The following is a 25770-nucleotide window of genomic DNA, read 5'->3' on the forward strand; positions in this document are numbered from 1 at the left end:
AAGGTCATGTTCGCCGCCTACGCAGCCCGCATTGACCGCGACCACCCCCTCAACGGCCTTGAGCTGGGCGAACGCCCCGCGCCCGAGGTGCGCCCCGGCTGGACCACCGTCAGGGTGAAGGCCGCCTCGCTCAACCACCACGATCTGTGGTCGCTGCGCGGGGTCGGCCTGCCCGAGGGCAACCTGCCGATGATCCTCGGCTGCGACGCCGCCGGTCTGGACCCGGACGGCAACGAGGTCGTGGTGCACGCGGTGATCGGCGGCGGCGATCACGGCACCGAGCCGCGGTCGATCCTCACCGAGCACTACCAGGGCACGTTCGCCGAGCAGGTCACCGTGCCCGTCGGGAACGTACTGCCCAAGCCGCCGCAGCTCACCTTCGAGCAGGCCGCCTGTCTGCCGACCGCCTGGCTGACCGCGTACCGCATGCTCTTCACCAACGCCGGTGTACGGCCAGGTGATTCGGTCCTCGTCCAGGGCGCGGGCGGCGGGGTCGCCACGGCGGCCATCGTGCTCGGCAGCGCCGCGGGTCTGCGGATGTACGCGACCAGTCGCGACGAGGCCAAGCGGGCGCGCGCGGTCGAACTGGGCGCGCTGGAGGCGTACGAGCCGGGCGCGCGGCTGCCGCACCGGGTGGACGCCGTCATCGAGACGGTGGGCGCCGCGACCTGGTCGCACTCCATCAAGTGCCTCCGGCGCGGCGGCACGCTGGTGATCTCGGGCGCGACGAGCGGTGACCGTCCGGCGCACGCCGAGCTGACCCGGATCTTCTTCCTGGAGCTGAGGGTCGTCGGCTCGACGATGGGGTCCAGGGACGAACTGGAGGACCTGCTCGCCTTCTGCGCGGTGAAGGGCGTACGGCCGGTGATCGAAGAGGTGCTTCCGCTGGAGCGGGCGCGGGAGGGCTTCGAGCGGATGGCGGCGGGCGAGCTGTTCGGCAAGGTCGTGCTGACTCCCTGAGACTGTCAACTTCTATTGACATCATCTCCTCTGTCAACGTACGTTGACGTCATGACCGAAGCAACGGATCTCGCCGAGCGGGCGGGTGACCGCGACCCCCGGGTCGGGCTGAGGGCGGTCGCCGCGCTGCGGCGGCTGCTGGAGCGGCTCGAAGCCGTACAGGTACGCGGCGCCCGCGATCAGGGCTGGTCGTGGCAGGAGATCGCGGACGAGCTGGGCGTCAGCCGGCAGGCCGCGCACAAGAAGCACGGGAGGCAGTGATGTTCGAACGGTTCACCAAGGGCGCTCGCGGTGTGGTCACCGGCGCCGTCGGACACTCCGAGCGCACGGGCGCCGACACGGTCACCGACGAGCACCTTCTACTGGCGCTGCTCGACCAGCGGGGCACCCGCGCGTCCTTCGCGCTGGCCGCGCTCGGTGTCACCGGCCGGCGGGAGTCCCTGGAGCGCGCGTTCGCGGAGGCGCGCAGGCGGGGCGGCCTGACGAAGGCGGACGCGGACGCGCTGGCCGGGATCGGGATCGACGTCGGGGAAATCGTCTCGAAGGTCGAGGAGGCGCACGGAGAAGGCGTGATGCGGGTCGGGAGGGGGCCGAAGCGATGGTGGTCGGGGCACCGGGGGTTCGCCCCGACGGCGAAGGCCACGCTGGAGAAGTCGCTGCGGATCGCGATCGGCCGCGGCGACCGGCACATCGGCGATGAACATCTCCTGCTCGCGCTGACGGCCCGGCCGGGGCTGGTGGCGGAGGTCCTGGCGGACCACGGGGCGACATACGCGACGGTGGAACGCGCGATGTTCGGCGGCCTGTCGGAAGCGAGCTGAGGCCCGACCCCGGGCCCCAGCCGAACGCGCCCCGGACACGCACCTCAGACACGCATCTCGGACACGCACCCCGGACGCGCCCCCGCCGGAGGGCGCACGTCAGCCGTCGTGCGTGCGCAACACCTCGCCGATACGCTTCGCCGCCGCCGACAAGTGCCCCCGGGCCTCGGTCAGTTGCGCTTCCGTCACCCCGTTGTCCCGCGCCGCGTCGCGGATGTCGTCGCGGAAGCGGTCCAGCAGCCGGTCCAGATCGCGTGCCGGGTCGCCCGTCCGCGGGGTGTCCTCCGCCCAGACCGGTTCGGGCTCCGGCTGCGGGGCCGGGGCCGGGGCGGGCGGCGGTTTGCGGGTGGACCATGCCGTGCCGGCCAGGCCGCTCAGCTGGTCGGCCAGCTCCGACATGCCCTCGCGCAGACCGCTCGGCCAGTCGCCCCGTACGAAGTGGTCCTGCACCTGGTCCTGGACCTGCTTCGCGATGCGCTGCACCGTCTCACGGGTCTGCTGCGCGTCCTCGCGGGCCCGGCGGGACTCGTCCTTCGCCCGGCGGGCCTGCTCCTTCCACTCCTGCTGGGCGCGCTTGAGCTCTTCCTTGGCCGCGCGCCAGGAGTCATGGTCCCCGAAGGCCGATTCCCAGCCCGTCCGCGTACCGCCCGTGCGGGTCTCGGAGGCAGCCGCGCGCATCTCGCTGCGCAGCCGGCCCGCCGCGCCCTGTACGTCGTCACGTATCTCCGCGGCCAGCTCGGCCACGGACTCACGGATCTCCAGCTCCAGATCGGCCAGCTCGCCGCCTCGTCCCGCCAGTTCGGCGCGGCCCGCGTCGGTGATCGAGTAGACCTTGCGGCCACCCTCGGTGGCATGCGTGACAAGGCCCTCGGCCTCCAGCTTGGCCAGCCGGGGGTAGACCGTGCCGGCGGACGGCGCGTACAGGCCCTGGAAGCGTTCCTCCAGGAGGCGGATCACCTCGTAGCCGTGGCGCGGCGCCTCGTCGAGGAGCTTGAGCAGATAGAGGCGGAGGCGGCCGTGGGCGAAGACCGGAGGCATGGTCAGAACTCCTTCGTGTCGGTCGGCGCCGTGCCGGCCGTGGAGGGGGCGGGGGAGTCGTACGGGCCGTCCTCCGCCGGCGGCCTGCGCAGCAGCGCGATCGAGCCGGACACCGTGGTCGCCTTGAGCGTGCCCGTGCCCGCCCCCAGCGTGCCGGTGATCTTGTGTGCGCCCCAATGGCCGCTGACCCGCAGATCGTCGAAGGCGTTGGAGACGGCGCCGCTCGCCGTGTTCACCTCGACCCGCGCGTCCGCGGGGTGCGGCAGCCGGATCGCGATCTCGCCCGAGACCGAGGTCAGCTTGATGTCGGTGGGCGCGCCCGCCGGGTCGAGGTCCACGACCATGTCCCCGCTGACCGAGTCGGCCCGTACGGAAGATCCCGCGCCCTCGACGACCGTCAGATCGCCCGAGACGGAGTGGAAGCGGAGGCCGCCGGTGACCGCCTGGGCCTCCACATTGCCGGAGACCGTGTCGGCGCGTACCTCGCCCGACAGCCCCACGAGTGTCGTGTCGCCGCTGACGCCCCGTACGTCCGTACGCCCCCGTACCCCCGAGACCACGGCTCCCGCGCCGACCACCCCGACCTCGACCTCGGTCCCGGCGGGGACCGCGACGGAGACGACGGCGCTGCGGTGCCTGCCTTTGGGGTCAAGCCACTTGAGGAAGTCCTTCCAGGGCAGGTCCTCGTAGGCGACCGTGAGCGTGGAACCGCTTCTGGTCACGATCAGCGGCGGGCCCTCGATCCGCGAGATCTCCAGATGGGCGCCGCCCTGTTCGTTCAGTACGGCCTCGTCCGTGCCGACGACGTTCACGGTCCCGTTGACCACGCGCACATTGAGCGAGGTCACCGGGTCGTCGAAGGTGAGCTTTCTCGGCTCGGCGACTTCCCACGTCGACTCTGCCATGGTGCTGACCTCCTGAGGCCCGGCTTAACGCAACATATCGCGTCTCTTGAAGGACACGATATATCGCGGATAACGGAAGTCAAGGCCGGGTGGCCGAACCCGCCCGGCCCCCGATGGTCACAGCGCCCAAATCCGGGCAAAGTGCCCTAGCGTAAGGCTATGAACGCGACTTCCGTGGGGGCTGTGCTGCTCTGCCGGGCCGAGCCGGTGGTGGTACGGCCCGCCGCCCATCTGCTCCGCGAACGGCTGCTGCTCGCCCCGGCCGGTGCGGGCTGGACCGTGCTCGTCCCCGAGGGCAAGCCCTGGCTGCACGGCGGCGAACCGGTCGACCGGGTGGTCGTGAGCTGGGCCACCGCGCTCGCCGTCGGCTCCAACTGGCCCGTTCTCGCCCTGTGGTGGGACGCGGGCCGGGCCGGCTACACCCTGGCGGCCGGCTTCCGGCGCACCGTCGGCTATGTCTGGCTCGCGGACGGCACGCCCGCCGGGGAGGACGAGGCGATGCGTACGTTCGCGGCCCGCCTCGGCCTCGATCCCGTACTGGATCTCCAGGCGCTGGAGCGGCTCACCCACCAGGACCCGGAGGCCGATTCCAGGACCAGACTCCGGGCGCTGGCCGCGTTCCTCGCTCGTACGGGCCTCATGCTTCCGGCCGGTCTCACCCCGGGCGAACCGGCCGACCGGCTGCGCGAGGTCGCGCGCGTCCAGCCGGGCGCCGAGCAGCTCGAATGGGGTGGCTGGCGCGACACCGTACGGGCCGAGCTGGATGTGGTCGAGGACGGGCCGCTGGGCCCCTGGCTGCGCGGCCCCAAGGCCCGGCTGCTCGCCACCGTCCAACTCGCGACGGGCGTACCGCTGGTCCTCTGGGGTGCCCGCCGGCGGAGCGCGGGCTGGGCCTTCGCCGGCACGCTGCTCGTCACACACGGCGTGCTGGGACTCGCGTACGACCGGTTCCGCGCCCAGGAATGAGACCGGGGCCTTACGGGTCCTGGTAGGCCGGGCGAGCCGGGTGGGCCGGGCAGGCCGGGTGAGCCGGGTGAGCCGGGTAAGCCGGGTGGGTCGGCTAACGGGGCGAGAGGGGCGCCGTACGGGCTATTCCTCGCCGTCCTCGTCGTCCAGCCGCGCCAGCCAGGTCGCGAGACGTTCGACCGGAACCTCGAAATCGGGATTGAGGTCGACAAACGTACGCAGCTGTTCGGCCAGCCACTCGAAAGTGACCTCCTCCTCGCCGCGCCGTTTCTCCAGTTCCTCGATACCGCGGTCGGTGAAGTACATGGAATCAGCCTAATGCCTGGTGAGAGGGGTGGGGAGAGCGGGAGCGAGGTCCTCTCCGCCGCCGAGAACCGGCCGGGTGCGCCCTGCCGTCCTTTCCCATGACCCTCGCGCCGGCTCTCTACTGCCGTTAACCTGCGGGGAATTGGGGGAACGGGGGAAGTCATGGGTGATGACGAGGCGAATGTCACGCGCATCGAAATGCCGGACGGTACGCCCGTATGGGCCCGGATCTCCGGGGCCGAGGAACTGCGCCGGCCATCGGGGGGCCTGACGTACGCGGACACCGGGTTCGCGGACCAGGTGCAGGCGCGGGTGGAGAGCCTTCAGTCCGTCGTGACCAGCGTCGCGCGGTCTCTGGCCGGGCCTCTACGCGCGGTGCGTCCCGACGAGGTGAGTGTCGAGTTCGGCATCGAACTCACCGCCAAGTCCGGCAAGGTCGTCGGACTGCTCGCCGACGGTGAGGCCAAGGGGGGCATCAAAGTCACCCTCACCTGGAACGACGGCGGTCCGCCCGCCGATCTCGCCGCGCCACGGCCGACGGTGCCGCCGCAGACCGCGCCGCCGCCACGGCCCACCGCGCCGCCGACCGTCCCGTCCGCCGCGCCATCCGCCGTCCCACCCGCTGTCCCGCCCGCCGTTCCGCCCGCCGGGGGCACGCCCGGCGCATCCACCGGCGCACCGGCGCATCCCGGCGGTCCCACGCCCCCGGCCGGGAGCGGAGCATGATCGACGGGCTCGGCCGGGGTGTGCCCGGGGCCTTCGGCGACGGCGGACTCGCCCTCCGCGACCTCGTCATGGCCGCCACCGTGCGCATCCATGGCCCGGAGGGCGGGTATGACCCTGATGGGCCAGGCGGAAGCTTCCTGGGGAGCGGCTTCTTCATCGCCCCGAGCTGGGTTCTCACATGTGCGCATGTGGCGTTGCAGGGGGAGGGGCGGGACGTGACCGTGGTCTTCGAAACCGGTCCCCGAAGCGGCGAGACGGCGGTCGCGGGGGCCGTCGTGGCGGCGCTTCCCGAGGCGCCCCCCGGCGGTCCCGGCGTGGGCTGGCCGGCGCCCGATCTCGCGCTCGTCCGGCTCGGCAGGCCCGTCGACCACGCCTGTGTGTACGTCAGCGAGCGCCCCGCGAAGTTCTTCGGCGGCGAGCAGGTGCTCTACTCGGGCTGGACCGAGGTGGGCGGCCGGCTGAAGCGGCTCAGCGGGCAGTGCGCCGTGCAGGGCACGGTCGGCGGCTGGGCCGACTCCGACGAGCAGATGCGGCTCGGCGGGGATGTGCTGCCGCCCGGGGTCTCCGGCGGGCCAGCCGTCGATCTGCGCCGCGGCGAGGTGGTCGGGGTGCTGAAGTCCCAGCTCCTCGGCGCCATGGGCGGGACGTCCATCGCCATCGACCGGCTGCGTTCGCTGCCGGTGCCCGCCGCGATGGCCGGGGCGGAGTCGGACGACGACTACCAGGCGGTGTTCCACGCCCATGACCGCTACCACTCCGACCGGCACTTCAGCCGGGTGGGCACCGGCCCCACGTGGACCGATGTGCAGAGCTCCCTCGCCACCGGCGCCGCCACCGGTGCCGACCGCGCGCTGACCCCGCAGCAGCGCGTCACGCTGCTCGGCAGGCTCGCCGAGCTGCCGCCGCCGGTCTCCACCCACAGCCTGCTCGATCTGCTCATCCGGCTGCCCAATGTGCACTCCGTGGACCGCTATCCGGCGCCGCGCAGCTGGCGGGACGGGCTCGGCGCGCTCTACGAGACCCGCGGCGGGGAGGCCGCGCTCGAACTCGTCCTGCGCTACTGCATGAGCGTCATCTCCGCCGAGCGCCCCTATGTCACACAGACCACCGCGGCGGCCGAGCAGGCGCTCTGGGACTGGGTGAAGGTGCTCGCCGACGGCCAGCTCTCACGGGAGTTCCGCAACGAGATCACCCGGCTGTGGTCGGCCGGACGCCACCGCACGGACCGCGAGCAGCGGCGCGCGTCCCCGGCCTACGGGGAGCGGCCCAGGGAGGGCGAGCGCCCCTTCGTCCTGCTGGAGCTGGAGCCGCGCGGCTGGGAGCGGGACAGCTATGACTGGCGGGTGGGTGTCGCCCGCCACAGCGGAGAGGTGGTGCCGGTCGCGGAGGACAGCAGAGGCACCCCCGGCCACTCCCTGCACGCGCGCCTCACCGCCGCGCTCACCGAGGCGTTCCGCCGCTGCGACGAGCCGGACAGCCCCGCCATGCTCCAGGTCGCCGTCGTACAGGCGCTGCTCGGCCTTGAGGTGGACGGCTGGCAGCTGTCGCCCGACGAACCGCCGCTCGGGGTCACGCGTCCGGTGGTCGTGCGCTGTTCGGACCAGGAGCCACCGCTCTCGGAGGACGAGGCCCGGGAGCGCAGGGCGCGCTGGAACCGTACGTGGAGCGCGGCGATGCAGGCCGAGATCATCGACTGCGAGGACGGATTGCGGGTACCCGTTCCGACGGAGGAGGAACTGCGCTCTCTGGCGTACGAGACGGTGCCCGTGCTCTGTCGCTACGGCGACCGGCCCGACGGCGAGACCGCCGCGGGACTGACCCGGGTGGTGCGCGGCGGCTTCCATGTCGCCCTGCTGCGGCGCGGCATGGACCGTCCCGACGTGGTCTGCGCGGACTTCCACCGGCGCGCGGTGGCCACGGTCGCGGAGGCGGGCACGGCCGACCAGCTGCCGTGGAAGATCCAGGAACTGAGACGGGGAGTGCGCGCGGGTCGCACGGAGATGTTCTGGTCGGACGGCGTGGCGCTCTTCTACGACGATCCGCACCACCCGCTGCCCGGATCCGGCCAGTTGCTGGAGGCGCCGTGAACCGCCCCGGCCGTCGGCCTCTTACGGGGTCGGCGGCGGATCGCTACCGTGTGGCACGTTCGGCGGTTGCTGCCCCTGGCGGACGAGTGATGACGAGGAACACGCAATGAGTGAACCCAGCGAGTGGCTCATCTATCGAGGGGCCGGCGAGCCGCACGGAGGCATCACCCAACTGCCTCCGCCGCCTCCCTGGCGGGACTTCGCGGGACGCGGCGACAACTCCCCGGACGGCGAGGGCGTTACGGGCGACGGCAGGGACGGCTCGGCCGACCGGCGGCTCGGCGGCTACCGGCACGAGGCGGAGCTGCACCGGCCCGGCGCCGAGGAGCTCGAAATGATCAACGCGGCCCTCTACTTGAGGCGTCCGCTGCTGGTCACCGGCAGCCCCGGCGCGGGCAAGAGCACCCTGGCCCACTCCGTCGCGCACGAACTGGGGCTCGGCCGGGTGCTGCGCTGGCCCATCGTCAGCAGGTCCGCCCTCCAGGACGGGCTGTACCACTACGACGCGATCGCCCGGCTCCAGGACGTGCAGCTGGCCGCACACAGCGCCACGGGACGTAACGGCGCGAACGGTACGGACGGTGCGGACGGTGCGTACCGCCACGACCCCTCGGCGGACATCGGCAGCTATATCCGGCTCGGCCCCCTCGGCACCGCGCTGCTGCCCTCGGAGCAGCCCCGCGTCCTGCTCATCGACGAGCTGGACAAGAGCGACATCGATCTGCCGAACGACCTCCTGAATGTGCTGGAGGAAGGGGAGTTCGGCATTCCGGAGCTGGAGCGGATCGCCGACCGGCTGCCCGACGGCGAGGCCGAGGTCCTGACCGACGACGGCAAGAAGGTCCGGATCAAGGGCGGCCGGGTGCAGTGCCGTGCCTTCCCGTTCGTCGTCCTCACCAGCAACGGCGAACGGGACTTCCCGGCGCCCCTGATGCGCCGCTGTATCCATCTGGAGCTCGGCCGCCCCGACCACCAGCGGCTCGCCACGTTCGTACGGGCACATCTCGGCGACGAGGCCGCGCGCGCCGGCGACGATCTGATCAGCCACTTCCTGGAGCGCTCGCGCAGCGAACTCATCTCCACCGACCAGCTGCTGAACGCCATCTATCTCACCGACGCCGCCGCCCCGGCGGGTCGCGACCGCCTCGCCGATCTGCTCATCCAGCGACTCGACCGGCCGAGGTGATGCGCTGATGGCGGGCGGTGCGGCGGACCGTACGACGGACGGCCCGGCCGGCGGGCGCGCGCCGTACGACGGCGCTCTGCTGACCGCGCTCGTCGCCCGGCTGCGTGAGGCCGGTCTCGACCCCGATGCCGAACAGCTCTGTGACGCCCTCTGGCTGGCCGAACAGACCGGAGGCGGCCGGACGCGGCAGGCGCCGGGCGAGCACGGCGAGGAGACGACGGACAGCGCCGAACGGCCCGCCGTCACCGGCGCGACGGCCGTCGCGCCTGCGGTCCTCGCCGACTCCGTCCAGGAGACCGAGCCTGAGGACGGTCCCGAACCGCGGCCGGATCCCGGCGAGGAGGACGACCGCCGGATCTCCCTCTATCCCGTACCGAGCCACGGCGGACCGCGCACCCGGCACGGGCGCGGCGCCACCGCGCTCACCCTCGGGGTGCCCGCCGCTCCCGCGCTGCCCGCCCCCCTCGAACTCCAGCGCGCGTTGCGGCCACTTCAGCGTTACCGGCCCGCCGCCCCGCCGTTGCGCCGTACCCTTGACGAGGTGGCGACAGTGGAACTCAGCGCTCGGGCCGGCGGGCTGATCATCCCGGTATTCCGCGGGGTCTCGCGGGCTGACGCGCTGCTCCAGTTCGTCATGGACGCCTCGTCCTCGATGCGCGTCTGGGAACGGCTCTTCGGCGAACTCCAGCAGATATTCGGACAGTTGGGCGCCTTCCGTGATGTGCAGGTGCGCTATCTGCACCAAGGCCCCGACGGCGCGCCCGCCGTCAGCAGAAGCCCCGACCCGGCCGCCGCGCCGCTCAGCTCCGCCGACCGGCTGAGCGATCCGACCGGCCGCCGCGTCACCGTCGTCGTCAGCGACTGCGCGGGCCCGCTCTGGCACAGCGGACGCGCCCACCGGCTGCTCCACCAGCTCGCCCGCCAGGCACCCACCGCCGTACTGCAACCGCTGCCGCAGCGTATGTGGAACCGCACCCGGCTGCCCGTCACCTACGGCGCGCTGTCCCGGGGCGAGGGGCCGGGCGGCGCGGCCGTGCTGAAGGTCGGCGGCGGCGCCGCCACGGCACCCGCCGCGCATCCGGGAGCCCTCGCGATCCCCGTACTGCCGCCGGTCGCGGGCGCGCTCGACGCCTGGGCACGGCTGCTGTCGGGCACCGGCGCCGGCCGGATCTCCGGCGCGGTCGGCTGGGTGCGCGCCGACCATCCCGCCGCGCCCGCGCCCCGAGGGGGCGACCGGATGTCCTCGCTCCAGCTGGTCAGCCGGTTCCGCTCGGCCGCCTCGCCGGCCGCCGGGCAACTGGCCGTCTATCTCGCCGCGGCCCCGCTCTATCTGCCGGTGATGCAGCTGGTGCAGCGCACGATGCTGCCCGACTCAGGACCGTCGGAACTGGCCGAGGTGCTGCTCAGCGGGCTGCTCTCGCGCAGCAAGGGCGACGGCGCGGACGACGGGCAGTGGTACGAGTTCGCGCCGGGCGTCCAGGACGCGCTGCTCGGACCGCTGGGCCGGGACGAGGCGCTGCTCGTGCTGAAGCACTGCTCGGAGTACATCGAGCAGCGATTCGGCAGGGGCGGCCCCAACTTCCCGGCCCTGGCCCTGGCCCAGCTGGGCGACAGCAGCCCCGGCCCGTTCCTCCCGCGCGGCGGTCTCGACGACGGCGCGTTCCGCGGCGAGGGCGAGACGGAGATCGAACCGGACGGCGAGAACGGCGACGCCGGGGAGAGCGGCGGGCCTGAGGGCGGCGCCCGACGCGCCCCGGATCCCTTCGCCGAGGTCGCGGCCCGGGTGCTGGAGCGGTTCATGCCGCTGCCGGACCAGTTCGCGCCGTACGGCGGCGGCCAGGTCCTCGACCCGCCCACCAATGACGCGGTGGAGAGCGCCCGCGGGCTGCTGCGCCAGTTCGAGTCGGACAGCATGGTGCAGTATCTGATCGACGCCGTACAGCTGCTGCGTGGCGCCACCGAGCGCGAGGAACCGGCGTCCGGCTCCGACCCCGAGCTGTGGGCGGAGTTCGCCCGCTGTCTGCTGCGGCTGTGGGAGGTCCAGGGCGGCGGCGGACTGCTGCGCGAGGCCGAGCGAGCCGCCGAGAAGGCCGCCGCGCACCCCCGGGCGGTACGGGAACGGGCCGTGCTCGCCAAGGTGCTGCACGCCGCGGCCGACGACCGGCGGCGGCGCGGTGACCGGCGCGCCGCGCTGGAGCTGCTGCGCCGCGCCGACCGCGAGTACACCGTCGCCTGCGCGGCCCCGGGACTGGAGCCGGGCGAGGCGCTGCGGCTGACCCTGGAACGGGTGCGCGCCCTGGAGGCGCAGTGGCGGCTGGGCGGCGACAGCGCGCTGCTCCAGGGTGCGATCGGCATGCTGGAGGCGTTCGCCGATGTCTGGCCCGACCAGGAGAACCGGCCGCCCGGCCTGCCGCTGGCGCACGGCCGGACGCTGCTGCGGCTGTCCGGCGCGACCGGCGACCCCGAACAGGCCCAGGTGTACGCGGGCCAGGCGGCGCGCTCGCTGCGCAGGGCGCTCGCCCCCGGCGGCCACACCGTCGGCACCCAGGCCCGGATCCTGCTCGATCTGGTGGACGCGCTGCTGCGGTCGGGCGACGGCCTGGACGAGGCGGGGACGCTCGTCGACCAGTCGCTGGTGACCGTACGGGACGAACGGCTGCTCGCCTCGCTCAGGACCAGGGCGGGCCGGGTGCGGGCCGCCCGGTACGAACGCTCAGGCGACCCGGGCGATCTGGAGGAGGCCGCGGAGTACTTCTCCCGTGCCGCGCGCGGAGTCCCCCGTGACTCCCGGGCCCACGCGGATCTGCTCGCCGAGTGGGGCACGACCCTGCTGAGGCGCGCGGAACTGCCGGACGGCAGCCGGTACATCGGCGCGGCGGTACGGGTCCTGCGTGACTGCCGTACGGAAACGGTGCCCGGCATCCGGCAGGCCGACCGGCTGCTGATGCTGGGAAAGGCCCTGATGCTCCGTCATCGGCTCGGCGGCGACCGAGTGGATCTGCGGGAGGCGGAGCATCTCTTCGGGCTCGCGGCGCAGGAGGCGCGCGATCCGCTGACCGCCGCGCGCTGCTGGCTGGAACTGGGCCGCTCCCACTTCGACGCACACCGGATCCTGCACCGGCCGGCCCGTCTCGACGAGGCGGCCGAGGCGTTCCGGGGCGCGGCGGACTCGGCAAGGATGGCGGAAGCGGAGCTGGACAATCCGCGGCAGCGGCTGGAAGCCGTGGCCCTGCGCGCCGAGGCCAGTCACTGGCGGGGGATGACCTACGAGGAAGCCGGCCGGCCCCGGGCCGCGCGCGAGGCGTACCGCGCGGCGCGTACGGAGTGGGGCAGGCTGCCGGCCGGCGGCGGCGACCGGGCGCGTGCGACATCGGACAGGCTGGCCGAACTGGAGCGGTGAGGAACGGGCTCGTACGGGGTACGGGAAGGGGGACAACCGATACGACGCACGCGCACGGCAACGGGGAGGCGTGATGGACGACTTGACGCGGACGGCGCACACGACACGGCCGACGGACGGGGGAGCGCCGGACGGATCCGGCGGTCTGCCGGATCTGCTGGCGCTGGACCTGGCGGAGCTGCGCACCCTCGACCACCCGGTCCTCGCCGAGGTGGTGGCGGATCTGCGCGGCCGGGCCCTTCAACCGCGCGAGATGCTGTGGGGATTCACCAACGCGTTCTGACGGATCCCGGACCCTGCCGGGGATCCGCGGGCGTTTTCGGCCCGGGGCGCTTTTGAACAGGACAACCTGTCGCGCCCCGCGTTTGCCCGCCCGGTCATCCAGGGAACCAGGCTCGGTGTCCTTGGCTCTGTCCGGGCGATCCCCGGCCGTCCCGGACGCCGTACAGCATCGGGGGTGTGGAGTGTCTCGACAGGCGGTGCCGCGCGGGCCGACGCCCGTGGTGGCACCGGTGGTCCGGGGGGCGTCCGCCGCAACCCCCGTTCCCGTCCCCATGCCCGTACACGTTCCGGCCCCCGTCCCCGCTCACCCACCCGCTGTCCCCGCTCACTCACCCGTTCCCTTCGGGCAGTTCATCGTCAAGGTGCACGGCCGCTGCAACCTCGCCTGCCGCTACTGCTACCTCTACGAGGGCCCCGACCGCACCTGGCGCGAGCGCCCGGCCGCCGTCGCGCCCGCCGTCCTGGACCGCGCCGCGTCCCGGATCGCCGAGCACGCCACCACGCACGCGCTGCGCGACCTCTCGCTCGTCCTGCACGGCGGTGAACCACTGCTCGCGGGCGCCGGCCGACTGGCCGCCTTCGCCGGGCTCGTACGCGAACGGGTACCGCGCGGCTGCACCGTCCACGCCACCGTGCAGACCAACGCCACCCTGCTCACCGAGGAACGGATCGCCACCCTCGCCCGGCACGGGATACGCGTCGGCATCAGCCTCGACGGCGGTCTGGCCGCCCACAACACCCTGCGCGTCGACCACGCGGGCCGCCCCTCCTGGCCCGCGGCCTCGCGCGGCGCCCGGCTGCTCGCCGAGCACCACCCCGAGGCGTACGCGGGCATCCTCACGGTCGTCGACCCGCGTACCGACCCCGCCGAGGTGTACGCGTCGCTGCTGGCGCTGCGCCCGCCCGCCCTCGATCTGCTGCTCCCGCACGGCAATTGGTCCGCACCGCCGCCCGGTCTGCCCGCCGCCGATCCCGGTGACCCCGGTGGCGCGGCCGGCCCCGGTGGCCCCGGTGGCCCCGCCGGCCCCGACCGCCCCACCCCGTACGGCGACTGGCTGAGCGTGGTCTTCGACCGCTGGTGGTCGGCCGGGCGCAGGGAGACCCGGATCCGGCTCTTCGAGGAGTGTCTCGCCCTGCTGCTCGGCCTGCCCGGCGCCACCGAGTCCCTGGGACTCGACCCCGTCAACGCCATCGTGATCGAGACGGACGGCGCCATCGAACAGGTCGACTCCCTGAAGTCCGCCTACGACACGGCCGCCGCCACCGGACTCGATATCTTCCGGCACACCTTCGACGACGCCACCCGCCATCCCGGCATCGCCGCCCGCCAGTCCGGCGCCGCGTCCCTCGCCGCCGGCTGCCGCGCCTGCCCACTGCTCACCGTCTGCGGCGGCGGCCACTACGCCCACCGCTACCGCGCGGGCCACGGCTTCACCAACCCCTCCGTCTACTGCGCGGACCTCCAGCGGCTGATCGTCCATGTGGCGGCCAGGCTCGCCGAAGCGACGACACCCCGGTCGGCGAGCCAGGGAGGCCCCGGGTGAGCCCCGTCGTACCGGAGCCGCTGCTGCGTGAACTCGGCCGTACCGAAGGCGGATCCGAAGCCCTCGGGCTGCTCGTGCGCGACCAGCACACGCGCCGGCTCGTACTGCTGCGGGCCCTGCTCGACGCGGCGTCCGCCGCCCCCGCGGCCGTCTGTCCGCCCGGCCGGCTCGACCGGCTGCGCCAGGACTGGGCGCTGCTTGAGGCCGCCGAGCGCGCCGACCGGGCCGCCGCGCGCTCCGTCCTGCTCCATCCGCTGACGGGCCCCTGGGCACAGCGCTGTCTGCGTGGTCTCACCGCCGCCGCGCCGACCCCCGAACTCGCCGCCGATCTCGCCCACTTCAGCGCACTCGCCGCCGCGGCGGCGAGCCGCGCCGGGCTGTCCTTCGAGGCGCGTCTCACCGCCCCCGACGGGCTGCTCGTGCTGCCCACGCTGGGCGCGCTCCGTACCGGCCCGAGGACGCGTACGGCGGTCGATATCGCCCAGTCGGAGGGGCACGTGACGCTGCGTCAGGAGGGCGCGGACGTCATCACCGTACGGCTCGGCGAGGACGGCGCGCGCTCGGCCGACCCGCGCTGGCTGCCCGTGCTCACCCTCCCCGGCGTCCTGCCCGGCACCGCGCCCGTACCGCTGGACGACCTCGATCCGTACCGCACCGCCGGCAGCGGTCTCCAGCGGTTCGGGCTCTCCTCCGTCGCCGGCCTCGACGCGGGCGAACGCGCGGCATGGCGGGAGCTGTGGGCCGGGGTGGCGCCCATGCTGCGGATCGGCGGCGCCCACCGCACCGCCGAGACGGTGGCCCTGCTGCGCTGTCTGGTCCCGCTCTCCCCGCCGCCCGGCTCCACCACCGTGGGCACGACCGCCGCCGGCTCCCCGTCCCCCGGCGAGGGCGCCGCGCAGTGCAGCGGGACCCGGCGCGAGGCGTTCGGCGCGATCCTGAGCAGCAGGCCCGCCACGGCCGCCCACTTCGCGTCGACCCTCGTCCATGAACTCCAGCACACCAAACTCGCCGCGCTCGCGGACCTCACCCCGCTGCACCACGAGGACGCCACACCACGGCACTTCGCGCCCTGGCGCCCCGACGCCCGGCCCTTCGACGGGCTTCTCCAAGGCGCCTACTCGCATATCGCGCTCGCCGACTACTGGCAGCGCTGCGCCCTCGGCACGGACCGCCCCTCCGCCCGCGATCTGGCCTGGGCCGAGCACGCCCGCTGCCAGGAGCAGGTCGGCGCCGTCCTGCCGGTGCTCGCGGCGTCCGGCGCGCTGACCCCGGCGGGCCGCGTACTCGTCAACGAGATGATCTCCACACACCACCGGCTGGCCGACACCCCTCCGCCGCCCGGACATCTCGCCCGAGCGGTGGCGTACGTACGCACCACGCGCATGATCTGGCGCCAAAGGAACGCAAGTTAATGCGGCGCGCACCCGGATGGATTCAGCCGCCCCGGGGGTATGTTAAAAGGGCGTATGACGAAGCAGGGAGACGGTCGAATGCCCGGAGCGCGTAAGCCAGTTGGAGCAACCGGGACGCAGGCTGTCACCATCAGTTTCGCCGGTTTCAACCGGGCCTGGGCGGCCTGGATCGGGGACCGGCTCCAGCGCCGCGGGCTCACGGTCGTCTACCAGCGGTGGGACCCGCCGGTGGAGACGTCGCTGGAGGAGTCGCTCCAGGATCTGCTGCTGGCGCCCGGCCCCGTTCTCGTGATCCTCAGCGACTGGTACTTCCAGCTCGGCCCGCGCAGCCACGACGAGTGGAACCGCGCCCTGCGCCAGGTGGTCGCGGCCCAGCCCGACCGGTTCGCGGCCGTCACGGTCACCACGTCCGCGCTGCCGGGCGCCACCGCCGTCTTCGCCGCCGCCGATCTGACCACCGTCGGGGAGTCGGAGGCCGAGCGGCGCGTGCTGACGCGCCTCGGACTGCCCACCGACCCGCTGCCCGATCTCGGCGAGGCGCGGTCCGGCCCGCGCTATCCCGCCGACACCCCCGATGTGTGGGGTGGCGTCCCCCGTCGCAATACGCGCTTCACCGGCCGCGAGACGCTGCTCAGCAACGCGTACGAAGCGCTTCAGGAGGCCGCGGGCGGCGCCGGCGTGGTGACGCTGCACGGCATGTCGGGCGTGGGCAAGACCCAGCTGGCCGCCGAGTACGTGTACCGCTTCGGCGCCGAGTACGACGTGGTGTGGTGGGTCTCCGCCGACAAACGGGTCACCTGCCGGCAGAAACTCGCCGAACTCGCCCCGGCGCTCGGCCTGTCCACCGGTGTGGAGTACGGCGAGCGGCTGCGCGCCGCCCGGGACGCGCTGCGCCGCGGCGATCCGTACCGGCGCTGGCTGCTCGTGCTCGACGGGGCCGACGAACCCGACCAGATCTGGGACCTGGTGCCGACCGGGCCCGGCCATGTGCTGATCACGGCGCGCAACCCGGAGTGGGGCGAGCACAACAGCGCCCTGATGGAGGTGCCGGTCTACGACCGCGACGAGTCGATCGCGTTCATCCGCCGCCGCGCCCAGCGGCTGACCCATGGCGAGGCCGACCATCTCGCGGAGGCGCTGGAGGACCTGCCGCTGCTGCTCGACCAGACCGCCGGCTGGCTCAATGACTCGGACATGTCGGTCGACGAGTACATCGCGCTGCTGGAGGACGGCATCGACCAGGATGTCGTGCGGGTCTCCGCCGACTTCCCGCTCGCCTTCCAGACCGGCTGGTCGATACTGCTCAACAAACTCCGCGAGACCGTCCCCGAGTCCATCGATCTGCTCCGGCTGTGCACGTTCTTCGCGCCGGGCGCCATCCCCGTACGGCTCGTGCGCGATCTGCCCGTGGACACGCTCCCGGAGAAGCTGCGCGGGCTGGTGGACGACCCGGTGCGCTGGGCGCGGGCGATCAACAAGCTGCGGCAGTACGCCGTCGTGCGGGCCGCGGGGGTCGGTGAGCGCGAGGTCTACGACTCGGCGCCCGACGCCGGTTTCTCCGGTGCCGCGGGCGACACCCTCTATATGCACCGTATGGTCCACCAGATCGTCCGCCAGGACATGCCCGAGCGGGATCAGCGGGAATTCATCGAGGTGGTGCGCCGGGCGCTGGTGGCGGCCGATCCGGGCCGGCCGACCGACACCCGGCTGTGGCCCAGGTACGCGGAGATCACCCCGCACCTCAAGTGGGCCGATGTCCTCAAGAGCACCGACGCGGGGATGCACAGCCTGGTCCTCAACTGCCTGCGCTACATGTATCTCTCCGGGGAGTACCGGGCGGGCATCAACCTCGGCCGGCGCGCGCTGGCGGCGTGGCGGCGGCTCCTCGGCGAGACGCACCCGAGGATCTGGGACGTGAGCTACCACTACGCCAACCTGATGCGCGCGGTGGGCGACTACGCGGGCACGGAAGCCATTGAGCGCGCCGCCGTGGAGCATCTGCGCGCCGAGCGCGGCCCGAAGGACCTGGAGCATCTGCGGGCCTCCGGAGGGCTCGCCGCCGATCTGCGCGGACTCGGCCGGTACGAGGAGGCCCTGGAGGTCTCCTCCTGGATCCTGACCTGCTACCGCGAGCTGCTGGGCGAACAGGACTCCCGTACCCTCAACGCCCAGAACAATCTGGCCGTCTCGCTGCGGCTGCTCGGCCGGTACAAGGAGTCCCTGGACCTCAACCGGCGGACGCTGGAGGCCCGTCGGCAGACCTTGCGCCTGCGGCACAACTGGACCCTCTTCTCCGAGATCAACTACGCCACCGACCTGCGCCTGCTCGGCCGCTACAACGAGGCCGAATCGCTCCAGTCGCAGAGCGTGCGCGTCCACCGGAGGGTGCTGGGCAGGGACAACCCCCAGACGCTGCGCGCCGAGCACAATCTCGCGCTCTGCCTGTACCGCTCGGGCGAACGCGGCAAGGCGGCCGTGCTGTTCACCCAGGTCCTGGAGAACTGCGAGCGGGTCCTCGGCGAACACGACCCGCTCACCATGATGTTCGCCGCCGGCCAGAGCTGCTTCGCCCGTGAGCACGGCGACATCGACCAGGCCATGGGCATAAGCGACAAGGTCGTCCACGGCTATCTGGGGATGCTCGGGGAAGGCCATCCGTTCGTCGCGGGAACCCGCGCCAACCACGCGCTGATCCTGCGCAATGTGGGGGAGCGGGAGCAGTCGCACGCACTGATCGAGGACTCCCTCGCCGATCTGACCCGGGCCGTCGGCGAGCGGCATCCCTGGACCCTGGGGTGTGCCATCAACGCCTCGGCGCTGCGCAATCTGGTGGGCGACCCGGAGGGCGCGGCGGCGCTGACCGCTGACGCGGTCACCCACGCCACCGAGACGCTCGGCAGGACCCATCCGCTCACGCTCTCGGCCAGGATCGCGCACGCGGCGGATCTGCGGGCCCTGCGGGAGGGGCAGCGCGCCGAGAAGACCGAGGGGGAGGCGCTGGACGATCTGGCGGCCACCCTGGGCGCGCAGCATGTCCACACCGTCGCGGCCCGCTCCCGTAACCGCCCCTACTGGGACTTCGAGCCGCCGGGCGTCTGACCACCCGGGCGTCTGATCACCCGGGCCGTGTGCACGGCCCGGAAAAGCCGGAGGGCCGGCCCCGCGCGGATCGCGGGGCCGGGCCCTCCGGTCGGTACGGCGGGTCCGTCAGGCGTCGAAGACCTCGTTGACCAGCTGCTGCTGCTCGGCCTGGTGGCGCTTGGCCGAGCCGACCGCCGGGGACGAGGAGTGCGGACGCGAGATACGGCGCAGCCGCTCGCCGTGCGGCACATCCGCGCCGACCGCCAGGTCCAGGTGGTCGATCAGATTGAGCGCGATGAACGGCCAGGCACCCTGGTTCGCCGGCTCCTCCTGGGCCCACAGGTACTTCTCGGCGTTCGGGAACTTGGCGATCTCGGCCTGGAGTTCGGCACCCGGCAGCGGGTACAGGCGCTCCAGACGCAGGATCGCGGTGTCCGTCACGCCGCGCTTCTGCCGCTCGGCGTCGAGGTCGTAGTAGACCTTGCCCGCGGTGAAGACGACCTTGCGCACGGCGCTCGGGTCCACGCTCGGGTCGCCGATCACCGGGCGGAAGCCGCCGGTGGTGAACTCCTCGGCCTTGGACGCCGCGGCCTTCAGCCGCAGCATCGACTTCGGGGTGAAGACGACGAGCGGCTTGTGGTGCGGGTTGTGGACCTGCCAGCGCAGCAGGTGGAAGTAGTTCGACGGCAGGGTCGGCATGGCGACCGTCATGTTGTTCTGCGCGCACATCTGGAGGAAGCGCTCCGGGCGGGCGGACGAGTGGTCCGGGCCCTGGCCCTCGTAGCCGTGCGGCAGCAGCAGCGTGACGCCGGAGGTCTGGCCCCACTTCTGCTCGGCCGACGAGACGAACTCGTCCACGACGGTCTGCGCGCCGTTGACGAAGTCACCGAACTGGGCCTCCCACATGACCAGCGCGTCCGGCCTGGCCAGGGAGTAGCCGTACTCGAAGCCCATCGCCGCGTACTCGCTGAGCAGCGAGTCGTAGACGTTGTAACGGGCCTGCTCGTCGGTGAGGTACTGGAGCGGGGTGTAGTCCTCGCCCGTGCCCTGGTCGACCAGGACCGCGTGGCGCTGGCCGAACGTACCGCGGCGGGTGTCCTGGCCGGAGAGCCGGACCGGTGTGCCCTCCATCAGCAGCGAGCCGATGGCGAGGGTCTCGCCCATGCCCCAGTCGATCGTGCCGTCCTCCACCGAGGCGGCCCGGCGCTGCATCTGCGGCATCAGGCGCGGGTGGACGGTGACCGTGTCGGGGATGTTGACCTGCGACTCGGCGATCCGCTTGACGACCTCCTGGGAGACCGCGGTGGTGACGGAGACCGGGAACTCCGCCTGGGCGTCCGGGACCTGGGCCGTGGCCCGGTGCGAGGTGGCCTCACGGACCTCAGCGAAGACCTTCTCCAGCTGGCCCTGGAAGTCCTGGAGCGCCTGCTCCGCCTCTTCCAGCGTGATGTCGCCGCGGCCGATCAGCGACTCGGTGTAGAGCTTGCGCACCGAGCGCTTCTTGTCGATCAGCCGGACCATCTGCGGGTTGGTGAACTGCGGGTTGTCGCCCTCGTTGTGACCGCGGCGGCGGTAGCAGATGAGGTCGATCACGACGTCCTTGTTGAACGTCTGGCGGAACTCGAAGGCGAGCCGACCGACGCGGACCACGGCCTCCGGGTCGTCACCGTTCACATGGATGATCGGCGCCTCGATCATGCGGGCGACATCGGTCGCGTACATGGAGGACCGCGACGCCTCGGGCGCGGCGGTGAAGCCGACCTGGTTGTTGATCACGATATGGACCGTGCCGCCGGTGCGGTAGCCGCGCAGCTGCGACATGTTGAGCGTCTCGGCGACCACACCCTGGCCCGCGAAGGCCGCGTCGCCGTGCAGCGCGAGCGGCAGGACCGTGAAGTCCGTACCGCCCTTGTTGATGATGTCCTGCTTGGCGCGGACGACGCCCTCCAGGACCGGGTCCACCGCCTCCAGGTGCGAGGGGTTGGCGGTCAGCGAGACCTTGATCTGCTCGCCGTCCAGACCGGTGAAGGTGCCCTCGGCGCCCAGGTGGTACTTCACATCGCCGGAGCCGTGCATCGACTTCGGGTCGAGGTTGCCCTCGAACTCCCGGAAGATCTGGGCGTACGACTTGCCCACGATGTTCGCGAGGACGTTCAGCCGGCCGCGGTGGGCCATGCCGATGACGACCTCGTCGAGCCGCGACTCGGCGGCGGAGTCGATGACCGCGTCGAGCAGCGGGATGACGGACTCGCCGCCCTCCAGCGAGAACCGCTTCTGGCCGACGTACTTCGTCTGCAGGAAGGTCTCGAACGCCTCGGCGGCGTTGAGCCTGCGCAGGATCCGCAGCTGCTCCTCGCGCTCCGGCTTGGCGTGCGCCCCGCGCTCGATACGGTCCTGGATCCACTTGCGCTGCTTCGGGTCCTGGATGTGCATGAACTCGATGCCGGTGGTGCGGCAGTACGAGTCGCGCAGCACGCCCAGGATGTCGCGCAGCTTCATCATGGACTTGCCGGCGAAGCCGCCGACCGCGAACTCCCGCTCCAGGTCCCACAGCGTGAGCCCGTGCTCGGTGATGTCCAGGTCGGGGTGCTTGCGCTGGAGGTAGTCCAACGGGTCGGTGTCGGCCATGACATGGCCGCGGACCCGGTAGGAGTGGATCAGCTCGAAGACCCGGGCGGGCTTCGTGACGTCCTCGTCGTGCGAGGCGTCGATGTCCTTGAGCCAGCGCACCGGCTCGTAGGGGATGCGCAGCGACTTGAAGATCTCGTCGTAGAAGTCGTTCTCGCCGAGGAGCAGTTGGCTGACGATCCGCAGGAACTCGCCCGAGGCGGCGCCCTGGATGACCCGGTGGTCGTAGGTCGAGGTCAGCGTCATGACCTTGGAGATGCCCAGCTTGTTCAGGGTGTCCTGCGAGGTGCCCTGGAACTCCGCCGGGTAGTCCATCGAACCGACGCCCATGATGACCGACTGACCGGGCATCAGACGCGGCACGGAGTGGACCGTGCCGAGACCGCCCGGGTTGGTCAGGGAGACGGTGACGCCCGTGAAGTCGTCCATCGTCAGCTTGTTGTTCCTGGCGCGGCGGACGATGTCCTCGTACGCCTGCCAGAAGTCGAAGAAGTTGAGGGTCTCGGCCTTCTTGATGCCCGCCACGACCAGCTGGCGGTCGCCGTTCGGCTTCACCAGGTCGATGGCCAGACCGAAGTTGATGTGCTCCGGCTTGACCAGGGTCGGCTTGCCGTCCCGCTCCGCGAAGGAGTAATTCATCGACGGCATGGCCTTGATGGCCTGCACCATCGCGTATCCGATGAGGTGCGTGAAGGAGATCTTGCCGCCACGCGCGCGCTTCAGATGGTTGTTGATGACGATGCGGTTGTCGAAGAGCAGCTTCACCGGGACCGCGCGCACGGACGTGGCCGTCGGCAGCTCAAGCGAGGCGTTCATGTTCTTCGCGACGGCGGCGGACGGGCCACGCAGCGTCACATACTCCGGGCCCTCGGGCGCCGTGGTGGCCTCGCCGCCGTTCGCGGCGGGCTTGGCCTTCGCCGGGGCGGGGGCCACCGCGGGCTTCGCCGGAGCGGCGGGCCGCACGGGCGCCGGGGCGGCGGCAGCGGGCTTGGCCGGTGCGGCGGGGGCCGCGGCCGGGACGGCGGGCGCGGCGGGGGCAGGGGCGGTCGCCTGGGGCGCGGGCACCGCAGCCCCCGCGGCTGCGGTCGCCGTGGCCTCGTCGGACCTGTCGGACCTGTCCGCCGTACCGGGGGTGCCCGGCTTGTAGTCGGCGAAGAAGTCCCACCAGGCACGGTCGACCGAATTCGGATCCTGGAGGTACTGCTGGTAGATCTCGTCGACAAGCCACTCATTGGCACCGAAGGCCGCGGCAGGGTTCTTGCCCTGCCCGTCTTCGTCGGTCGAGATGCTCGCGTTACTGGGGGACTGAGACGACACGGCGTGAACCGCCCTCTTCCGCTTCACAAGGTGATGGACAGCGGGAATCAAGGCTACGCCTACCAGGCCAGGAGGTGCAGGCCGGGCGTGCCATCGTCGTGCAAGTCACATCGGACGGCGAGTTTCAGCGTAACAATTGGCGGGAAACAAGCCAGGTTCCGACTGTGCCGGGAACGCGTGACGCTCCGGGTACGGCCGGTACACGGCTGGTTGCTCGCCCGTCCCCGACTCCGTGTCCGGAGATCGTGCGCTTTCGCTTCGAACTCTACGTCAATGGCGGGGGCGCGGTGTTCCCGGCAGAGTGACCCGTATCAAGCATCCGCGGGCGGATTCGGCCACGCCTATCCGCCCGCCGTGCAGCTCCACGGCCCAGCGGGCGATCGCCAGGCCCAGGCCCGTACCGCCGTCGCTGCCGGGACCGTGCGGGTACTGCGCGGTGCCCCGGTTGAACCGTTCGAAGACGCGGTGCCGCTCCTGCTCCGGGATCCCGGGACCCTCGTCCTGCACCTCCAGGTCGAGCGACTCGGGGCCGGCCCCGCGCCGGGCCCGTACGGTGACCCGGCCGTGCGGCGGGCTGTGCTTGACCGCGTTGTCGATGAGGTTGGCGACGACCTGGTGCAGCCGCTCCGCGTCCGCGTGCGCGGTCAGCTCGGGCGGTGAGACATCCAGGTGGAGATGTACGTCCGTACGGGTGTGATGGCCGGAGCCGGAGATCGGCCCGCGCCGGGAGGAGGCCAGATTGGCCTCCTTGAGCACCCCGGAGAGATACGGCCAGACCTCGAAGCGCTGTGACCGAAGCGGTACAACCCCGTTGTCCAACCGGGACAGATCGAGCAGCGTCTCCGTCAGCCGGCCCAGCCGCTCGGTCTGCCGCAGGGCCGTGAGCATGGTCTCGGGGTCGGCGGGCGAGACCCCGTCCACGACGTTCTCCAGCACGGCGCGCAGAGCCGCGATGGGCGTGCGCAGCTCGTGCGAGACATTGGCGATCAGCTCCTTGCGGTGCCGGTCCTCGGCCTCCAGATCGTCGGCCATGCGATTGATCGTGGAGGCGAGGTCGCCCAGCTCGTCCCGGCGGTCCGCACCGCTGACCCGGCGCGTGTAGTCGCCGTGCGAGATGCCCTTCGCGACCGTGTTCATCTCGTCGAGGGGCGCGGTCAGACCGTGCGCCACGAACTGGGTGATGAGCAGGGTGGCGATCATCGAGAAGACCGTGATGAAGCGGAGCTCGGTCTCGGTGCGCAGGGCCACCATCAGCAGCCCGGTGGTGATGAAGACGGAGATGACGACGAGGGTGCCGAGCTTGGCCTTGATGGAGAAGGGCCGCAGCCCCGAGCCGTCGAGGCCGCGGGGTCCCGGGCGGAATTCCAGGGCCGGCGGGCGTCGGGCGCCGCGGGTGTCGCGGCCTCCGCCGGTCCCGGGCCGCCGGGGGGAGGCGGCGGCGGACGACGGAGTGCCTCCTGCGGCGCCGCGGCCAGCCGCGGCTCTGTCCCCGTCGGCGGCGCGGCCCTCACCCGGCGGGGTCATGGCGCCGGGGTCTCCAGCGCGTAGCCGACGCCATGGACGGTACGGATCCGCTCGGCGCCGATCTTCCGGCGCAGCGCCTTGATGTGGCTGTCGACCGTACGGGTGCCCGACGCGTCCGCCCAGTCCCACACCTCGGCGAGCAGCTGTTCCCGGGAGAGCACCGCACGCGGTGTGTTCGCCAGACAGACCAGCAGATCGAACTCGGTGGGGGTCAGATGGACATCGTCACCGCGCACCCGCACCCGGCGCTGCGCGTGGTCGATCTCCAGCTCGCCCAGCCGCAGGATGCCGCTGCGCGGCGTCACCGCGGCGAGCGCCGCCCGCTCCACCCGGCGCAGCAGCACATGCACCCGCGCGGCCAGTTCCCGCATCGAGAACGGCTTGGTCATGTAGTCGTCGGCACCGACCCCGAGTCCGACCAGCATGTCGGTCTCGTCGTCGCGCGCCGTCAGCATCAGCACCGGGACCGGCCGTTGCGCCTGGACGCGACGGCAGACCTCCAGGCCGTCGAAGCCCGGCAGCATGACGTCGAGGACCATCAGGTCCGGCTGCCAGGCCTCGGCCGCGTCCACCGCCGCCGGTCCGTCCAGCGCCGTCTGCACCAGAAAGCCCTCGGCCCGCAGCCGTGCGGCGATGGCGTCGACGATCGTGGCGTCGTCCTCGACGACCAGCACCCGGCGCTGGGCGCCGGGCGTCGCCGCGACTCCGTTGTGGCTGGTGTGTGTCTGCTCCATCGCCCCGCCCCTGGTACGCGTTCCGCGATCCTTGATCCGCGATCTGCATGAAGTATGCAGATCCGTGTGTGTGGAGCAGCGTAGAGGCAGCGGGAGCCTTCCGGCTACGCAGTGCGAACAGCGAGATGGACCACGTCGGGTACGCCTCGGGCAACTTGGATCTCTTCCGCCCTTACCCCGCTGAATCCGGCATTCCCCAACGCTTCGGCAAAGGCGGGGGACGGATTCGCCGACCATACGGCGAGGACACCGCCCGGATTCAGCCGCGCACGGCAGGCGGCCAGTCCGTCCGGCGAGTACAGGCTTTCGTTGTCCTCGGTGACCGTCCACTCGGGTCCGTTGTCGATGTCCAGACAGAGGGCGTCGTAACGGTCCGTGGTCGTCCGCAGATACCCCACAAGATCGGTGTGCAGGATCACAGCACGCGGATCGGCCAGCGCCGCGCCGGAGATCCGCCGCAGCGGCCCGTCCCGGTGCCAGTCGATGACGGCCCGCTCGCGCTCGACCACCACGATCCGGCCCCAGCGGGGATCGGCGGCGGCGTGCGCGAGCGAGAACCCCACCCCCAGGCCACCGACCAGAACGGCGGGCCGGTGCCGCTCCTCGGGGAGTGCCGCGAGGGCGGCGTCGATGAGCAGCCGCTCGGAGCGGCCGTCCGAGGTGTCCATCAGGAAGCACCCGTTGGCGATGATTTCCAGCCGTTCACCGCGCCGACGCAGCACGATCTCGCCGTAGGGTCCGTCACGCCGGTCGAGCGTGACGGGACCGAGGTCGGATGCGGACGCGGAGCCGGGTGAGAGTACGGACATGCTGGGCCTCTCCGTCGGGTGGCCGATACCGCTGACATCCTGCT

Annotated in this window: 19 protein-coding genes; 12 read left to right on the plus strand and 7 right to left on the minus strand. The window is 72.2% G+C overall.

Annotation, left to right across the window (positions count from 1 at the left end; genetic code table 11):
* Positions 1–6 precede the first annotated feature (6 nt).
* Genes AB0M67_RS26885 through AB0M67_RS26895 form a run of 3 tightly spaced genes read left to right on the plus strand, consistent with a single transcriptional unit; the run spans position 7 to position 1781 of the window.
* Positions 7–960 (plus strand): zinc-binding dehydrogenase, encoded by a 954-nt coding sequence (locus AB0M67_RS26885; protein WP_365749454.1) that lies wholly within the window; start codon positions 7–9, stop codon positions 958–960.
* 51 nt (positions 961–1011) lie between these two features.
* On the plus strand, positions 1012–1221 hold the full coding sequence (locus AB0M67_RS26890) for a helix-turn-helix domain-containing protein (RefSeq protein WP_365749455.1): 210 nt from the start codon (positions 1012–1014) through the stop codon (positions 1219–1221).
* On the plus strand, positions 1221–1781 hold the full coding sequence (locus AB0M67_RS26895) for a Clp protease N-terminal domain-containing protein (RefSeq protein ID WP_365749457.1): 561 nt from the start codon (positions 1221–1223) through the stop codon (positions 1779–1781). Before AB0M67_RS26890 ends, AB0M67_RS26895 begins: the two co-directional genes overlap by 1 nt.
* Before the next feature lie 99 nt (positions 1782–1880).
* Here the strand turns inward: AB0M67_RS26895 and AB0M67_RS26900 are convergent, their stop codons facing one another.
* Both AB0M67_RS26900 and AB0M67_RS26905 read right to left on the minus strand, forming a co-directional pair.
* The gene (locus tag AB0M67_RS26900) at positions 1881–2819 is read right to left on the minus strand and encodes a helix-turn-helix transcriptional regulator (RefSeq protein ID WP_365749459.1); all 939 of its coding nucleotides are present in this window, start codon (positions 2817–2819) and stop codon (positions 1881–1883) included.
* 2 nt (positions 2820–2821) lie between these two features.
* Positions 2822–3724, minus strand: coding sequence for a DUF4097 family beta strand repeat-containing protein (locus tag AB0M67_RS26905; RefSeq protein WP_365749461.1), 903 nt, complete (start codon positions 3722–3724; stop codon positions 2822–2824).
* 159 nt (positions 3725–3883) lie between these two features.
* Here AB0M67_RS26905 and AB0M67_RS26910 point away from each other — a divergent pair, with 159 nt between their 5' ends.
* Positions 3884–4690, plus strand: coding sequence for a hypothetical protein (locus AB0M67_RS26910; RefSeq protein ID WP_365749463.1), 807 nt, complete (start codon positions 3884–3886; stop codon positions 4688–4690).
* A 123-nt stretch (positions 4691–4813) separates the two neighbouring features.
* Here AB0M67_RS26910 and AB0M67_RS26915 read toward each other — a convergent pair whose 3' ends face one another.
* Positions 4814–4996: a DUF6104 family protein gene (locus AB0M67_RS26915; protein WP_365749465.1), complete on the minus strand. Its 183-nt coding sequence runs from the start codon at positions 4994–4996 to the stop codon at positions 4814–4816.
* A 162-nt stretch (positions 4997–5158) separates the two neighbouring features.
* Here AB0M67_RS26915 and AB0M67_RS26920 point away from each other — a divergent pair, with 162 nt between their 5' ends.
* From AB0M67_RS26920 to fxsT, 8 genes are all read left to right on the plus strand, one after another.
* Positions 5159–5722 carry a CU044_2847 family protein gene (locus AB0M67_RS26920; protein ID WP_365749468.1) on the plus strand — a complete coding sequence of 188 codons (564 nt, stop codon included), beginning with the start codon at positions 5159–5161 and terminating at the stop codon, positions 5720–5722.
* Positions 5719–7809, plus strand: coding sequence for a trypsin-like peptidase domain-containing protein (locus tag AB0M67_RS26925; protein ID WP_365749470.1), 2091 nt, complete (start codon positions 5719–5721; stop codon positions 7807–7809). Before AB0M67_RS26920 ends, AB0M67_RS26925 begins: the two co-directional genes overlap by 4 nt.
* A gap of 106 nt (positions 7810–7915) precedes the next feature.
* Complete coding sequence (locus AB0M67_RS26930; RefSeq protein WP_365749472.1) at positions 7916–8995, plus strand: MoxR family ATPase; 1080 nt, start codon at positions 7916–7918, stop codon at positions 8993–8995.
* A gap of 7 nt (positions 8996–9002) precedes the next feature.
* Positions 9003–12395 carry an SAV_2336 N-terminal domain-related protein gene (locus AB0M67_RS26935; protein WP_365749474.1) on the plus strand — a complete coding sequence of 1131 codons (3393 nt, stop codon included), beginning with the start codon at positions 9003–9005 and terminating at the stop codon, positions 12393–12395.
* 73 nt (positions 12396–12468) lie between these two features.
* Complete coding sequence (fxsA, locus tag AB0M67_RS26940; protein ID WP_365749476.1) at positions 12469–12678, plus strand: FxSxx-COOH cyclophane-containing RiPP peptide; 210 nt, start codon at positions 12469–12471, stop codon at positions 12676–12678.
* Positions 12679–12949: 271 nt separating this feature from the next.
* Positions 12950–14221 carry an FxsB family cyclophane-forming radical SAM/SPASM peptide maturase gene (locus AB0M67_RS26945; RefSeq protein WP_365749479.1) on the plus strand — a complete coding sequence of 424 codons (1272 nt, stop codon included), beginning with the start codon at positions 12950–12952 and terminating at the stop codon, positions 14219–14221.
* Positions 14218–15633: an HEXXH motif-containing putative peptide modification protein gene (locus tag AB0M67_RS26950; protein WP_365749481.1), complete on the plus strand. Its 1416-nt coding sequence runs from the start codon at positions 14218–14220 to the stop codon at positions 15631–15633. Before AB0M67_RS26945 ends, AB0M67_RS26950 begins: the two co-directional genes overlap by 4 nt.
* A gap of 78 nt (positions 15634–15711) precedes the next feature.
* Positions 15712–18732, plus strand: coding sequence for an FxSxx-COOH system tetratricopeptide repeat protein (gene fxsT, locus AB0M67_RS26955; protein ID WP_365749483.1), 3021 nt, complete (start codon positions 15712–15714; stop codon positions 18730–18732).
* 108 nt (positions 18733–18840) lie between these two features.
* On the opposite strand, the gene AB0M67_RS26960 is transcribed toward fxsT, so the two are convergent.
* From AB0M67_RS26960 to AB0M67_RS26975, 4 genes are all read right to left on the minus strand, one after another.
* A complete protein-coding gene (locus tag AB0M67_RS26960; RefSeq protein WP_365749485.1) occupies positions 18841–22659 on the minus strand; it encodes a multifunctional oxoglutarate decarboxylase/oxoglutarate dehydrogenase thiamine pyrophosphate-binding subunit/dihydrolipoyllysine-residue succinyltransferase subunit in 3819 nt (1272 codons plus the stop codon).
* Positions 22660–22929: 270 nt separating this feature from the next.
* On the minus strand, positions 22930–23985 hold the full coding sequence (locus tag AB0M67_RS26965) for a HAMP domain-containing sensor histidine kinase (protein WP_365749577.1): 1056 nt from the start codon (positions 23983–23985) through the stop codon (positions 22930–22932).
* 194 nt (positions 23986–24179) lie between these two features.
* Positions 24180–24917 (minus strand): response regulator transcription factor, encoded by a 738-nt coding sequence (locus tag AB0M67_RS26970; protein ID WP_030355662.1) that lies wholly within the window; start codon positions 24915–24917, stop codon positions 24180–24182.
* Between the two features lie 104 nt (positions 24918–25021).
* Positions 25022–25726, minus strand: a complete 705-nt coding sequence (locus tag AB0M67_RS26975; RefSeq protein ID WP_365749487.1) for a spermidine synthase — start codon at positions 25724–25726, stop codon at positions 25022–25024.
* Between the last annotated feature and the right edge of the window lie 44 nt (positions 25727–25770).

The organism is Streptomyces sp. NPDC051662 (assembly GCF_040681655.1).
Taxonomy (GTDB): domain Bacteria; phylum Actinomycetota; class Actinomycetes; order Streptomycetales; family Streptomycetaceae; genus Streptomyces.

What these genes read in the sequence shown, in the direction of transcription:
- AB0M67_RS26975 (WP_365749487.1), bottom strand. Translation starts at nt 25,726, where the DNA reads ATGTCCGTACTCTCACCCGGCTCCGCGTCCGCATCCGACCTCGGTCCC.
- AB0M67_RS26895 (WP_365749457.1), top strand. Translation starts at nt 1,221, where the DNA reads ATGTTCGAACGGTTCACCAAGGGCGCTCGCGGTGTGGTCACCGGCGCC.
- AB0M67_RS26885 (WP_365749454.1), top strand. Translation starts at nt 7, where the DNA reads ATGTTCGCCGCCTACGCAGCCCGCATTGACCGCGACCACCCCCTCAAC.
- AB0M67_RS26890 (WP_365749455.1), top strand. Translation starts at nt 1,012, where the DNA reads ATGACCGAAGCAACGGATCTCGCCGAGCGGGCGGGTGACCGCGACCCC.
- AB0M67_RS26935 (WP_365749474.1), top strand. Translation starts at nt 9,003, where the DNA reads ATGGCGGGCGGTGCGGCGGACCGTACGACGGACGGCCCGGCCGGCGGG.
- AB0M67_RS26900 (WP_365749459.1), bottom strand. Translation starts at nt 2,819, where the DNA reads ATGCCTCCGGTCTTCGCCCACGGCCGCCTCCGCCTCTATCTGCTCAAG.
- AB0M67_RS26930 (WP_365749472.1), top strand. Translation starts at nt 7,916, where the DNA reads ATGAGTGAACCCAGCGAGTGGCTCATCTATCGAGGGGCCGGCGAGCCG.
- AB0M67_RS26905 (WP_365749461.1), bottom strand. Translation starts at nt 3,724, where the DNA reads ATGGCAGAGTCGACGTGGGAAGTCGCCGAGCCGAGAAAGCTCACCTTC.
- AB0M67_RS26915 (WP_365749465.1), bottom strand. Translation starts at nt 4,996, where the DNA reads ATGTACTTCACCGACCGCGGTATCGAGGAACTGGAGAAACGGCGCGGC.
- fxsT (WP_365749483.1), top strand. Translation starts at nt 15,712, where the DNA reads ATGCCCGGAGCGCGTAAGCCAGTTGGAGCAACCGGGACGCAGGCTGTC.
- fxsA (WP_365749476.1), top strand. Translation starts at nt 12,469, where the DNA reads ATGGACGACTTGACGCGGACGGCGCACACGACACGGCCGACGGACGGG.
- AB0M67_RS26945 (WP_365749479.1), top strand. Translation starts at nt 12,950, where the DNA reads ATGCCCGTACACGTTCCGGCCCCCGTCCCCGCTCACCCACCCGCTGTC.
- AB0M67_RS26920 (WP_365749468.1), top strand. Translation starts at nt 5,159, where the DNA reads ATGGGTGATGACGAGGCGAATGTCACGCGCATCGAAATGCCGGACGGT.
- AB0M67_RS26910 (WP_365749463.1), top strand. Translation starts at nt 3,884, where the DNA reads ATGAACGCGACTTCCGTGGGGGCTGTGCTGCTCTGCCGGGCCGAGCCG.
- AB0M67_RS26925 (WP_365749470.1), top strand. Translation starts at nt 5,719, where the DNA reads ATGATCGACGGGCTCGGCCGGGGTGTGCCCGGGGCCTTCGGCGACGGC.
- AB0M67_RS26970 (WP_030355662.1), bottom strand. Translation starts at nt 24,917, where the DNA reads ATGGAGCAGACACACACCAGCCACAACGGAGTCGCGGCGACGCCCGGC.